Source organism: Telluria sp. LT2P34 (assembly GCF_059685915.1).
In genome coordinates, this window is sequence record NZ_JCASIN010000002.1 from 745,985 (window position 1) to 759,042 (window position 13,058).

Annotated in this window: 8 protein-coding genes; 2 read left to right on the plus strand and 6 right to left on the minus strand. The window is 65.0% G+C overall.

What is annotated here, in order from left to right; all coding sequences use genetic code 11:
- The first annotated feature begins 6 nt into the window (after positions 1–6).
- Together AC56KZ_RS09170 and AC56KZ_RS09175 are read left to right on the plus strand one after the other, a co-directional pair.
- Complete coding sequence (locus AC56KZ_RS09170) at positions 7–1,428, plus strand: zinc-ribbon and DUF3426 domain-containing protein (RefSeq protein WP_497161840.1); 1,422 nt, start codon at positions 7–9, stop codon at positions 1,426–1,428.
- Between the two features lie 4 nt (positions 1,429–1,432).
- Entirely contained in the window at positions 1,433–2,374 is a 942-nt protein-coding gene (locus AC56KZ_RS09175; RefSeq protein WP_497161841.1) for a carbohydrate kinase family protein, read from the plus strand.
- Positions 2,375–2,438: 64 nt separating this feature from the next.
- On the opposite strand, the gene AC56KZ_RS09180 is transcribed toward AC56KZ_RS09175, so the two are convergent.
- From AC56KZ_RS09180 to AC56KZ_RS09205, 6 genes are all read right to left on the minus strand, one after another.
- Complete coding sequence (locus AC56KZ_RS09180) at positions 2,439–2,972, minus strand: YggT family protein (protein WP_497161842.1); 534 nt, start codon at positions 2,970–2,972, stop codon at positions 2,439–2,441.
- An 81-nt stretch (positions 2,973–3,053) separates the two neighbouring features.
- Entirely contained in the window at positions 3,054–4,475 is a 1,422-nt protein-coding gene (locus tag AC56KZ_RS09185) for a hypothetical protein (protein ID WP_497161843.1), read from the minus strand.
- 632 nt (positions 4,476–5,107) lie between these two features.
- Positions 5,108–6,220, minus strand: a complete 1,113-nt coding sequence (locus tag AC56KZ_RS09190) for a ribonucleotide-diphosphate reductase subunit beta (protein ID WP_497161844.1) — start codon at positions 6,218–6,220, stop codon at positions 5,108–5,110.
- A gap of 76 nt (positions 6,221–6,296) precedes the next feature.
- Entirely contained in the window at positions 6,297–9,233 is a 2,937-nt protein-coding gene (locus AC56KZ_RS09195) for a ribonucleoside-diphosphate reductase subunit alpha (RefSeq protein WP_497161845.1), read from the minus strand.
- Between the two features lie 584 nt (positions 9,234–9,817).
- On the minus strand, positions 9,818–11,260 hold the full coding sequence (locus tag AC56KZ_RS09200; RefSeq protein WP_497161846.1) for a sigma-54-dependent transcriptional regulator: 1,443 nt from the start codon (positions 11,258–11,260) through the stop codon (positions 9,818–9,820).
- Positions 11,257–13,047: a sensor histidine kinase gene (locus AC56KZ_RS09205; RefSeq protein ID WP_497161847.1), complete on the minus strand. Its 1,791-nt coding sequence runs from the start codon at positions 13,045–13,047 to the stop codon at positions 11,257–11,259. The genes AC56KZ_RS09200 and AC56KZ_RS09205 overlap by 4 nt, the downstream gene beginning before the upstream one ends.
- Between the last annotated feature and the right edge of the window lie 11 nt (positions 13,048–13,058).

Below are 13,058 nucleotides of genomic sequence, written 5' to 3' on the forward strand. Positions count from 1 at the left end.
CCAGGCATGGCGCTGGCCACACAATGCCCGCATTGCGGCACGATGTTCCGGGTCGCCTCGGACCAACTCAAGCTGCGCGGGGGCATCGTGCGCTGCGGCGCCTGCCAGGAAATCTTCGACGGCAGCGCAACGCTCGTCGATCTCGACAAGCTGCCGGCGCCGGCGCCCGAACCGGCTGCGGCAGAGCTCAGCTCCGCACCCGCGGTCGACCCAGCGCCTGCCGACGACGAGCCGGCCTTCACCATCGTCGACACCGACGATGGTGCCGACACCGACGCGCCTGACTCGCCTGACTTGCCTGACGCGCAAGCTTTGCCCGCCACGCCGGATTTCGACGACCAGCCGGTCTATACCCTCGACTTCGACCATACCTTCGATCCACTCGGCATCCTGCCGAAGGCGGCCGCGCCCGACGAGGATGAAGCGCCTCCAGCCGTGGCTGACGACGTCGACCCACTGGCGCTGCTCCAGCCCTGGTCGCGCCCGCAGGAAGAAGCGCTGGCCCTCGATGCGGACAGCGTGGCAACGCAAGCGGCAACGGACACGGTCACGGACGGCAGCGCACGCTTTGAGCCCGCCTTCCACCTGCCCGTGGACGAAGAGCTGGTCGCCGTCCCCTTGCCCGGCTACGAGCCTGAATTCGACCTGGCACTCGACGATGAACCCGAGCCTGCACCGGAGCCGGCTGCGAGCACGACGCCGCCGGCTCCGGTGCAGCGCGCTGACGACGCGCCGCCGCTGCTGACGCGCGAATCGGCCGCCAGCGTGGTCACGCCGGGCGTGGCGCCCTTGCCGCCGCCGATGCGCACTCCCGCCGCCAAGCTCGCGGAAAAAGCCGCTGCGCGCCGCTCCAAGCTCACCATGACGAAAATCGCGGCGCAACCGAAACTGCGCGCGGCCGAGATCGACGAGCCGGAATTCGTCAAGCGCAGCCGCCACCAGGAGCAGACCGGGCGCACGCGCAGGATCGCGATGCTGGCCGGTTCGATCGCGCTGCTGTTCGTGCTGATGACCCAGGGCGCGCTGACCTTCCGCAACGACCTCGCCGCCCGTTTTCCCGCGATGAAACCGCTGCTGGTCTCGAGCTGCGCGCTGCTGGGCTGCCGCGTCGAACTGCCGGCGCAGGTCGACAAGCTCGCCATCGAAACGGGCGAACTGACCACCCTGGGCGGCGGCAGCTATTCGTTCACGACCGAACTGCGCAACGGCGCCGGCACCGCGCAGGCCTGGCCGGCCCTCGAACTGACCCTGATCGATGGCAATGGCAAGCCGCTGGTGCGGCGCGTGTTTCCGCCGCTTGACTACCTCGCGCCCGGAACACCGGTTGCGAACGGCGTGGCAGCCGGCGCCGCACAGCCGATCCAGATCAACTTCCGCGTGGACGACCTGAAACCATCGGGCTACCACATCGCCGTCTTCTATCCCTGAACCTATGACCCACACCACCCTGATCTGCGGCTCGCTCGCCTTCGACAAAATCATGCAGTACCACGGCCGCTTCGCCGACACCCTGCTGGCCGACCAGCTGCACCGCGTCAACGTGTCCTTCCTGGTGCCGACCCTGCGCACCGAATACGGCGGCTGCGCGGCGAATATCGCGTACAACCTGCAGCTGCTCGGCGGCGACCCGTTGATCATGGCGACCATCGGCCAGGACGGCGGCGACTACCTCGAGCGCCTGCGCCACTTCGGCATCAAGACGCGCGCCATCAAGACCATTGCGGACGCCTATACCGCGCAGTGCTTCGTCACCGCCGACCAGGACAACAACCAGATCAACGCCTTCCACCCCGGCGCGATGCAGTTCTCGCACGAGAACAGCGTAGCCGATTGCGGCGCGCTGCGCGTGGCGATCATCGCCCCGGACGGCCGCGACGGCATGCTCAAGCACGCACGCGACTGCGCGGCGCAAGGCATTCCCTTCATGTTCGACCCGGGCCAGCAGCTGCCGATGTTCAGCGGCGAAGAACTGCTCGCCTTTATCGAACAGGCCACTTACCTGGCCGCGAACGATTACGAATTCGAGATGGTGATGGAACGCACCGGATTGACCCTCGAGCAGATCGCCGCCCGCCTCGAGGCGCTGATCGTCACGCGCGGCGAAAAGGGTTCCGAGATCTACGCCGCCGGCGAACGCCACGACATCCCGGCGGTCACGGCCGCCAGCGTGGTCGACCCGACCGGCTGCGGCGACGCCTACCGCGCCGGCCTCCTGTATGGCATCGCCCAGGGCTACGACTGGAACACCACCGGGCGCCTGGCCAGCCTGCTCGGCGCGATCAAGATCGCCCACCAGGGCGGCCAGAACCATACCTTTACTCCCGCCGAGATCGCGGAAAAGTTCGAAGCCGCCTTCGGCTACCGCTTCCGGTAAGCTCAAGCGAAGCCAAAAAAACGGGCAGCCGAAGCTGCCCGTTTTTACATCCGGCGAAACCGCCTCAATACGGTCCCGGGATCACGAGCCGCAGCACATACAAGGCGATCTGCAGCAGCAGCACCGCCACCAGCACCGACAAGTCCAGTCCGCCGATCGGCGGCACCACGCGGCGAATCGGCCGCAGCAGCGGCGCGTTCAGCTCGTGCACGAAGGGCGCCAGCGGCGCGTGCGGATTGACCCAGCTGAAGATGGCCTCGATGATCAGCAGCGCCACGAAACCGTAGATGATCCATTTGATGAAGCGGGCCAGCGCGTACAGGAACACCTGTTCGCCGCTGGCCCCGGCCAGCAGGTAGATCGAGGTCGCCAGCAGCACCACGACGAAGGCCGCGATCAGGCTGGCCCAATCATAGCCGCCGGCGCCCGGCACGATGCGGCGCAGCGGCTTGACCAGCCAGTCGCTCAGGGTGAACGTGAACTGCGACACGGACGAGGGCGGACGAACACGGATGGCCTGCATCCAGAAGCGCAGGAGCAGCACCGCACCCAGGATGGTGGCAACGGTATCGACGATCAACTGAAGAATGGGCAGCACGACTACTCCTTGAAATAAAAAAACCGCTGTGTGAAAGGCTCACACAGCGGTATTTTGCCCTAAAGCGGGCGCGTCCTGCTGTTATGGACGGCTGCTGGTGGGGAACGGCCAGGCGGCGGCCGGCGACAGCGTGGTCTTCGCAGCCGGAGCCGGAGCGGCAGGCTTGGCGTCAGCGGCTGCCTCGGCGGCTGGCTTGTCTGCCGGCTTCGCATCGGCGCTGGCGGCTTCCTTGGCGGCAGGCTTCTTCGCCGCCGGCTTGGTCGCTGCCGACTCCGGCTTGGCTTCCGCCTTGGCTGCGGCCGGTGCTGCCGGCTGCGCCTTCACTGCTTCCGGTTTGGCTTGCGCTTTCGTCGCTTCCGGCTTGGCCTCCGCTTTCGATGCGGCCGGTTTGGCGGCTGGCTTCGCGGCCGGCTTGGTGGCAGCTGGCTTGGCTGCGGCCGACTTGGTCGCTGCCGCTTTTGGCGCTGGCGTCACGGCTGGCTTGGCTGCGGGCTTCGTCGCTGCCGCCTTGACTGGCGCCTTGGCAGGCGCTTTGGCTGCGGTCTTGGCTGGCGCCTTGGCAGCAGTTTTCGTTGCAGCCTGCTTTGCTGGTGCCTTCGCTGGCGCCTTGGCTGCCGTCTTCGCCGGTGCCTTGGCTGCCGTCTTTGCCGGTGCCTTGGCTGCGGTCTTCGCCGGTGCCTTGGCTGCCGTCTTCGCCGGTGCCTTGGCCGCGGTCTTTGCCGGTGCCTTGGCTGCGGTCTTGGCTGGCGCCTTGGCAGCGGTCTTGGCTGCAGTCTTCGCCGGTGCCTTGGCTGCCGTCTTGACTACAGCCTTGGCTGCCGTCCTGACCGGTGCCTTGGCTGCCGACTTCGCGGACGTCCCCTTGGCCGCGGCCTTGGCCGGTGCCTTGGCTGCAGTCTTCGCTGGTGACTTGGCTGCGGTCTTGGCTGGCGCTTTAGCCGATGACTTGGCCGCGGTCTTCGCTGGCGACTTCGCTGGTGACTTGGCCGCAGTTTTGGCGGACGATTTTGCAGGCGTACCCTTGGCTGCCGGCTTGGTCGCGGCGGCTTTCGCTACCGGCTTGGCTGCGCTCTTGGCTGCCGGCTTCGCGGCGGCCTTCTTCGCTGCCGGCTTGGCCGCAGGCTTTGCCGTAGCCTTCGCCGCAGGCTTCGCCGTAGCCTTGGATGCAGCTTTCGCGGCTGGCTTGGCTGCCTTGGCAGCCGGTTTCGCCGCTGGCTTGGCAGCAGCCTTGGCCGTTGGTTTGGCTGCCGGCTTGGCTGCGGCTTTTGCCGGAGCCTTCGCTGCGGCTTTCGCTGGCGCCTTGGCGACGGCCTTGGCGGCCGGCTTGGCTGCCTGCTTGGCGGACGTCTTGGCAGCCGTCCCCTTGCTGACGACAGCCGACTTGGCCGCTGGTTTTTCTGCGGCGGCCTTGGCGGCCGGCTTGGCGGCCGACTTTGCGGACGTCTTTGCAGATGCCCCCTTCGCTGCCGGTTTTGCTGCTGGTTTCTTTGCGGCTGTTGCCATTTCGTTCTCCTTCTCTGCGATGAGAAAATACGCTACAAGGTTGAAATCCGGCCGACCCTGAAGTCAGGCGAATGATTCATCGGCACACCAAACGGTTACTGCCCATGAATCCGGCACCAGCTGAACTGCTGCAACTCCTCACAATTGCAGCACTTCAGCCAACGACGTCGGGACACTGACCCACTACTTCAGTAGCGCTTCCACATCGCTACCCTTGCAGGCACGAAAAGAAAAAGCCGCCTTGCCTGAATAAAATCAGGCAGTGCGGCTTGTTCATTTCGTTACGCTTTATTTGCATACTGATGGAATTGGCGTCCCGTAAATTCGATCGGTTTAGTTTGCCCGTAACATGCAAAAACTTCCATGTTCACGTTTTGACAAATTCAATCACGTAAAGTACACGAAAACCTTGTCAGTGCGCAACCCGCGCACGGTTAAAACGCCCTATTGGACCATTTAGCGACGCCCCGTGCGCGCGGAGGTGCTTGATTTGGATCAGGCGAAGCGCAGATCCAGCGCTTTTTAGGCGTCGACAGTCCGCGCTGGCGCCGTCAGATTCGACATAAAAAAAGCCCGGCGATTCCTCGCCGGGCTGTGCTGTCCAGGTGACTGAATGGTGGCTGGCTGCGCCATCAATCCCAGTTCAGCGCCCCACCCGTCTGGTACTCGGTCACGCGCGTCTCGAAGAAGTTACGCTCCTTCTTCATGTCGATCATTTCGCTCATCCACGGGAATGGATTCTCCTCGTTCGGGAACAGCGGATCGAGGCCGATCTGTACCGAACGGCGGTTCGCGATGAAGCGCAGGTAGCCCTTGAACATCGGGGCGTTCAGGCCCAGCACGCCGCGTGGCATGGTGTCTTCGGCGTAGCGGTACTCCAGTTCCACCGCTTCCAGGAACAGGGTCTTGATCTCTTCGCGGAAGGCCGGAGTCCACAGCAGCGGGTTTTCCATCTTGATCGTGTTGATCAGGTCGATGCCGAAGTTCACGTGCATCGACTCGTCGCGCAGGATGTACTGGTACTGCTCGGCGGCGCCCATCATCTTGTTCTGGCGGCCGAGCGCCAGGATCTGCGTGAAGCCGACATAGAAGAACAGGCCTTCCATCAGGCAGGCGAAGACGATAATCGATTTCAGCAGCTTCTGGTCGTTTTCCAGGGTGCCGGTCTCGAATTTCGGATCGGTCAGGGTCTCGATGAACGGGATCAGGAACTGGTCCTTGTCGTGGATCGATTCGATCTCGTTATACGCGTTGAAGATCTCCTGCTCGTCCAGGCCGAGCGACTCGACGATGTACTGGTAGGCGTGCGTATGGATCGCTTCCTCGAAGGCCTGGCGCAGCAGGTACTGGCGGCATTCCGGCGCCGTGATATGGCGGTAGGTGCCCAGCACGATGTTGTTGGCGGCCAGCGAATCGGCGGTGACGAAAAAGCCGAGGTTGCGCTTGACCAGGCGGCGCTCGTCATCGGTCAGGCCGTTCGGGCTCTTCCACAGCTCGATGTCGCGCTGCATGTTCACTTCCTGCGGCATCCAGTGGTTGGCGCAGCCGGCCAGGTATTTGTCCCAGGCCCACTTGTACTTGAACGGCACCAGCTGGTTGACGTCGGTCTTGCCGTTGATGATGCGCTTGTCGTCGGCGTTGACGCGCTTGGCGACCAGGGCGGCGTCAAGCTTCTCCGGCATGTCGCCGGCTTGCGGTGGCGGCGCAGCTTGCGCGCTCGTTGGTTCTTCGTCCCATGACAGCATGATATTTCCTTCTTCTCGATTCTTTGACGGCAGCGCCCGACGCAAAGGCCGGGCGTGCATTTCAGTTACGGGCAGCTTATTGGCACGCTTCGCATTCGTCGAACCCGGCATCGCCCGGACGCAGGTAGCAAGCTTCGCCGTCCGCTTCCTGTGCAGCCGATGCCGATACCGCAGCCACGGATGGGGCAGGTGCGGCCGAAGCGCTGGCCGGTGCGGCGTGACCCACCATGCCGCCCGAGACCGACACCGCGTTCAGTGCGCCGGTACGGCTGGTCGACTTCTCCATGTGGGTCGCCGCGATGGTGCGCAGGTAATAGGTCGTCTTCAGGCCGCGCAGCCAGGCCAGCTTGTAGGTTTCGTCCAGCTTCTTGCCCGAGGCGCCGGCCATGTAGATGTTCAGCGACTGCGCCTGGTCGATCCACTTCTGGCGGCGCGAAGCCTGCTCGACCAGCCACTTCGGCTCGACTTCGAAGGCGGTGGCGTAGATCTCGCGCAGGTCTTGCGGCACGCGGTCGATCTTCGAGAGCGAACCGTCGAAATACTTCAGGTCGGCGATCATGACTTCGTCCCACAGGTCGCGCGCCTTCAGGTCGCGCACCAGGTAGGAGTTGATCTCGGTGAACTCGCCCGACAGGTTCGATTTCACGTACAGGTTCTGGAAGGTCGGCTCGATGCAGGCCGACACGCCGATGATGTTCGAGATCGTCGCGGTCGGGGCGATCGCCACGCAGTTCGAATTGCGCATGCCGTACTGCTTGATGCGGCTGCGCACCAGCGACCAGTCCATCGACTCGCTCGTGTCCTGCTCGAGGTAGCCGCCGCGTTCGTCCGCCAGCAGCTTGATCGAGTCCTGCGGCAGGATGCCGCGGTCCCACAGCGAGCCGGCATACGACTCGTAGCGGCCGCGCTCTTCGGCCAGCTCGGTCGAGGCCAGGTAAGCGAAATAGCAGACGGCTTCCATCGAACGGTCGGCGAACTCCACGGCTTTGTCCGAGGCAAACGGAATGCGCATCATGTGCAGGCAATCCTGGTGACCCATGATGCCCATGCCGACCGGGCGGTGGCGCAGGTTCGAATTGCGCGCCTTCTCGACCGCGTAGTAATTGATGTCGATGACGTTATCGAGCATGCGCATCGCGGTGCGGATCGTCTTTTGCAGCTTCACGTGATCCAGGCCATCGCCCTTCATGTGCTGTGGCATGTTGATCGAACCGAGGTTGCAGACCGCGATTTCGTCGGCGCTGGTGTTCAGGGTGATCTCGGTGCACAGGTTCGACGAGTGCACCACGCCGATATGCTGCTGCGGCGAGCGGATGTTGCACGGATCCTTGAAGGTGATCCATGGGTGGCCGGTCTCGAACAGCATCGACAGCATCTTGCGCCACAGGTCGAGTGCTTCGATCTTCTTGAAGACCAGCATTTCGCCGCGCTCGGCCTTCGCTTCGTACGCCGTGTAGGCGGTTTCAAAGGCCTTGCCGACCAGGTCGTGCAGGTCCGGCGTTTCGCTCGGGGTGAACAGGGTCCAGTAACCCTTTTCCATCACGCGCTTCATGAACAGGTCGGGAATCCAGTTGGCCGTGTTCATGTCGTGGGTGCGGCGGCGGTCGTCGCCGGTGTTCTTGCGCAGGTCGAGGAATTCCTCGATGTCCATGTGCCAGGTTTCCAGGTAGGCGCAGACCGCGCCCTTGCGCTTGCCGCCCTGGTTCACGGCCACGGCCGTGTCATTGACCACTTTCAGGAATGGCACCACGCCCTGCGACTTGCCGTTGGTGCCCTTGATGCGCGAACCGAGCGCACGCACCGGGGTCCAGTCGTTACCGAGGCCGCCGGCGAATTTCGAGAGCAGCGCGTTTTCCTTGATGGCGTCGTAGATGCCTTCCAGGTCGTCGCCGACGGTCGTCAGATAGCACGACGACAGCTGCGAGCGGCGGGTGCCCGAATTGAACAGGGTCGGCGTCGAGCTCATGAAATCGAAACTCGACAGCAGGCTGTAGAACTCGATGGCGCGCTCTTCGCGGTCCGCTTCGCGCAGGGCCAGGCCCATGGCGACGCGCATGTAGAAGGCCTGCGGCATCTCGATGCGGGTTTCGCGCACGTGCAGGAAGTAGCGGTCGTACAGGGTCTGCAGGCCGATATAGCCGAATTGCAGGTCGCGGTCGGCAACGATGGCTTTGGCCAGGCGCTCGAGGTCGTACTTGCCCAGTTCGGCGTCGAGCAGTTCGTTCTCGATGCCCTTGGCGATGTATTGCGGGAAGTAGGTGACGTATTCGGCGGCGGCCCTGGCCTGCGGGACTTCCTTGCCGAAGACTTCCTTGCGAATCGTGTGCAGCAGGATGCGGGCCGTGACCTGGCTGTAGGCCGGGTCCTTTTCCATCAGCGCGCGCGCAGCCAGGATGGCGGACTTGTGCAGCTCTTCGACCGGCACGCCGTCGTACAGGTTTTTCAGGGTCTCGGCGACGATGGCTTCGGCATCGACGTGCTTTTCCAGGCCGACGCAGGCGGCGTTGACCAGGCCATGCACGGCATCCATGTCCAGCGGACGGCGCTCGCCGCCGTCGATCACGTGGATTTGCGGCGCGGCGACCTGCGACCCGCCCGCGGCTTCCTTGGCTGCACGGCGCTCTTCCATCTGCTTGGCGCGGTACAGCACGTAGGCGCGCGCGACATCGTGCTCGCCCGAGCGCATCAGGGACAATTCAACCTGGTCCTGCACATCTTCGATGTGGAAGGTCCCGCCGTTCGGCTGGCGGCGCATCAGGGCGGCGACCACGTTGTTGGTCAGCTCTTCCACCAGCTCGCGGATACGGGCCGACACCGCGCCCTGGCCGCCGGCCACGGCCAGGAAGGCCTTGGTCATCGCGACCGAGATCTTGTTCGGCTCGAAAGGCACGACGGCGCCGTTGCGGCGCAGGATGCGGTAGTCGGCGCGCGCGGCCAGTTCGGCTGCACTGTTGCCGGCTGCCGTGCCTGGCGCAGCTTGCGGGTGGATGGAAATGTCTTGGGATGTCTGCATTGAGCCTCCAGATGGGCAGTCCGACTGCCGCCATGTTTTCAACGGCCCGCCCGCACACGCGGAAAAGCCGACAAGTCTAAATATAAAAGCAAAAATCACCCTGCCGGCCTGGTTGGACCAAGCTGGACAATGTCCTTGCTGAAGGATGTGTTATCGGGTTTGAAGCACGGTCAGTTTCAAGTTAGTCCAGGCATTTCAGAACTAAATTGTTGCTCGGCCAGCTAGCTTTTACTGCTGAGCTAGCCGAACCGGACTGCTTGTGATACTTGGGTCCGCTACCACTACATCTAGTGATGCGGTTTGATATGGGACTAATTGTAGTACCCGTTCGGCACAGGATGCAAGTGAATAAACTTCCGATTTCTGGTGTTTACTGCATGTGCCGGCCTTGACATTTGGTCTTCCGACGCCGCATGCGCGGTAGACGGTAAGTAAGCACTAACCTGCTGCTTAACTCTTGTTCAACCGGCCGCGCCAGTGCTCAAACATGGTGCAGGGCGCACCGTTTTGCACTGGCGAAAAGGCAACGCTATTTGACAATGTTTGACATTGCCAAGGCGTGGCGAGCAAACGTGTTGGCAGGCTTAATTCTCCGGCGCCTGGATATCGAGCTTTTGCATCTGGTAGCGCAGCTGGCGCACGCTCAGGCCCAGCAGGGCCGCGGTCCTGGTGCGGTTGAACTGGGTCTGCTGCAGGGCGCGCCCGATGATGTCGCGCTCGACCTGCTCCAGGTAGGCCGGCAGGTCGCTCGGCAGCTCACCGGGAACGGGCATGCCCGCTGCCGGCGGCATGGGGGCCGCGGCCGGCATCGGCGGCGCCGCAGCAGGCGGCGAAGGCAGGACCACCGCCGGCGCCTCAGTACTGCGCGGCGCCTCCGCCAGCCTGGCTGCCTTCAAAGACAAATCCTCGACTTCGATCACGCCGCCGTCGGCAAAGGCGAGCGCCCGTTCCAGCACGTTTTCCAGTTCGCGCACGTTGCCCGGGAAGGAATAGGCGCGCAGCGCCTCCAGCACGCCCGGCCCGAGCGCGGCGCCGCCGGGCCCTGCCAGGCGCGCCAGGATGGCGTTGGCCAGCACCGGCAAATCGTCGAGCCGTTCGCGCAGCGGCGGCAGCGTCAGTTCGATCACGTTCAGGCGGTAGAACAAGTCCTGGCGGAACACGCCCGTTTCGACGCAACGGGCCAGGTCCTTGTGGGTGGCGCTGATGATGCGCACGTCCACCGGTTCCTCCAGGGTGGCGCCGATCTTGCGCACGCGCCGTTCCTGGATCGCGCGCAGCAGTTTTACTTGCATCGCCAGCGGCAGGTCGGCCACCTCGTCGAGCATCAGGGTGCCGCCGTTCGCGGCCTGGAAAAAGCCTTCGCGTTCCTCGGCGGCGCCGGTAAAGGCGCCCTTGCGGTGGCCGAAGAATTCGGACTCCATCAGGTTTTCGGGAATCGCGCCGCAGTTCACGGCCACAAAAGGCTTCGCCGCGCGCGAACCCTGGGCGTGGATTTCGCGCGCGGCCAGCTCCTTGCCGGCGCCGGATTCGCCGTTGATCGCGATCGGCGCCATCGAGCGCGCCATGCGGGCGATCTGGGCACGCAGGGCGCCCATTGCCTGCGAGTCGCCGATCAGGCGCGAGGGAACGCCGCCCTCGCCCGGCGCCGGCTCGGCCGAGCTTCCGGACAGGCGCAGGGCCGAACGCACCATCACGCGCAGCTCGTCGAGCACGACCGGCTTCGACACATAATCGAAAGCGCCTGCTTTGAGCGCCACCACGGCGTTTTCGGCGCTGCCGAAGGCGGTGATGACGGCGATCGGGGTTTTCGAGCTGCCCGAGACTTCACGCACGAGTTCGAGCCCGAGGCCGTCTGGCAGGCGCATGTCGGTCAGCACCAGCGCATAGGCGTTGTCGGCAACCAGCCTTCTCGCTTCGCGCAGCGTGGCCGCGCAATCGACATCGAGCCCCATCTTGACGAGGGTGATTTCCAGCAGGTCGCGCAGGTCCGGTTCGTCGTCGACGACAAGGATGCGGGGAGAACTCATGACTGCCTTTCCAGGGACTTGACGGCCGCGCCAGCGGCCGGCGCCAGCGCCTGCGCGAAAGTAATGACAAAACGCCCGCTCGCGGCCGCCGCGGCGCCGGCATCGCCGCGCAGGTCCAGGCGCGATTCGTAATCGAGCTTGGCGCCATTGTTCAGGCACAGTTCGCGCGCCAGGTACAGGCCGAGGCCGGTGCCCTTGCTCGAGGTCGTGTAGAAGGGCTCGAACAGGTGGGCGCGTACTTCAGGCGTGATGCCGGGGCCGTCGTCCTGCACGTGGAGTTCGAGCGTGCCGAAGGCGTCGAGCTCGGGCCAGATCCGGATGCTGCCGCTGGCGCGGCTGGCATAGCGGATCGCATTGCCGAGCAGGTTGACCAGCACTTCGCGCAGGTGCAGCGCGTCGAAACGCACCTCGATGGCGCCGGCGCCACCCAGCCACACTATATCATCGGCCAGATCCTGGGTTTCGCAGAATTCCGCCTTCAGTTCGGCCAGGAAGGAGGCCAGCAGCAGCGGCTCCGCATACGGCTGCGCCTTGCGCGACAGCTGCAGGATGTCCTCGACCATGCGGTTCACGCGCGCCACATTGTCGCCGATGATTTTCAAGAGGCGCAGCTCGGCCTTGCCGTGCAGGTCTTCGGCCAGCAGCGCGGTGGCATGGCCGATCGCCGACAGCGGGTTCCTGACCTCGTGCGCAATGCTCGCCGTGAGGCGTCCCATCGAGGCCAGCTTCAGTTGCTGCGCCTGGTTTTCGATCGCGCTCACGTCCTGCAGGAAAATCACGCTCCGCCCCGGCGAAGCGGGTCCGGCCGCCACATGCGCGAACCGCAGCTTCAGGTGCGCGCGCTGGCCACGGCGGGCGCGCTGGCCGCCCTCGCCTCCGGCTTCCTGGAAGGGCTTCAGGATCACCCAGGCCGCGTCCGGTCCGGCCTCGCCCGGCACCGGGGCAACTCCCCCAAGCGCCGCCAGCGCCGCCGATGGCGCCGGCGCTACGGCGCCGCTGCCGATCCAGGCCGCAAATGCCTGAGCCACCGGCTCGATCCCCGGCTCGTCCATCCGCAGCAGCTGCGCCCCCTCGAAACCGAGCATGCGCCGCGCCGCCGGGTTGGCGGTGTGGATGGCGCCGTCCGCCCCGACCACCAGCACGCCGTCGTCGACGTCGGCAATGACGATCTCGTTGATCGCCTGCTGCACTTCGAGGTCGGCGCCGCGCTGGGCCGCCAGCTCTTCCTGGCCGATCAGGCGCGCCGCCAGCCGGTTGACCAGCCAGACCACGGCGAAAAAGGCGATCCCGTACATCCCGCCCTGCATCAGGGCCGGTTCGCCGCCGTCCATCACGCCCTGCCAGAGCGCCTCGAGCAGGATGAAGATGGTGGCGAGCGCCGCCGAAAACAGCGCCAGCACCAGCGGCGCCAGGATGGCGGCGCCGGCCAGCGGGAACAGGTAGAGGATGCCGAGGCCGCTCCGCACGCCGCCGGCGGCCAGGTAGAGCAGCGAAATGACCGCCAGGTCGAGCGCGACCTGGGTGGCCAGCTGGGCCAGGAAGCGGCGCCGCCAGAAGGTGGCCAGTATCCCGAAGCCGGCCGCCGCAAGCAGGTAAAAGAAGCAGATGCGCGCATACGCGGGCGCATACCAGGACCCATTCGGCGCCTGGACGCCGCGCACGTCGAAGGCCAGGTACAGGATCAGCACCAGCGCGATGACGATGCGCGTGACGGTCAGCGCCTGCAGCGAACGCCAGAAGGTGGCGCGCGCCTGGTTCGACACGGCCGGGGACAAGCGCGGGGACATGGACGAGCGCG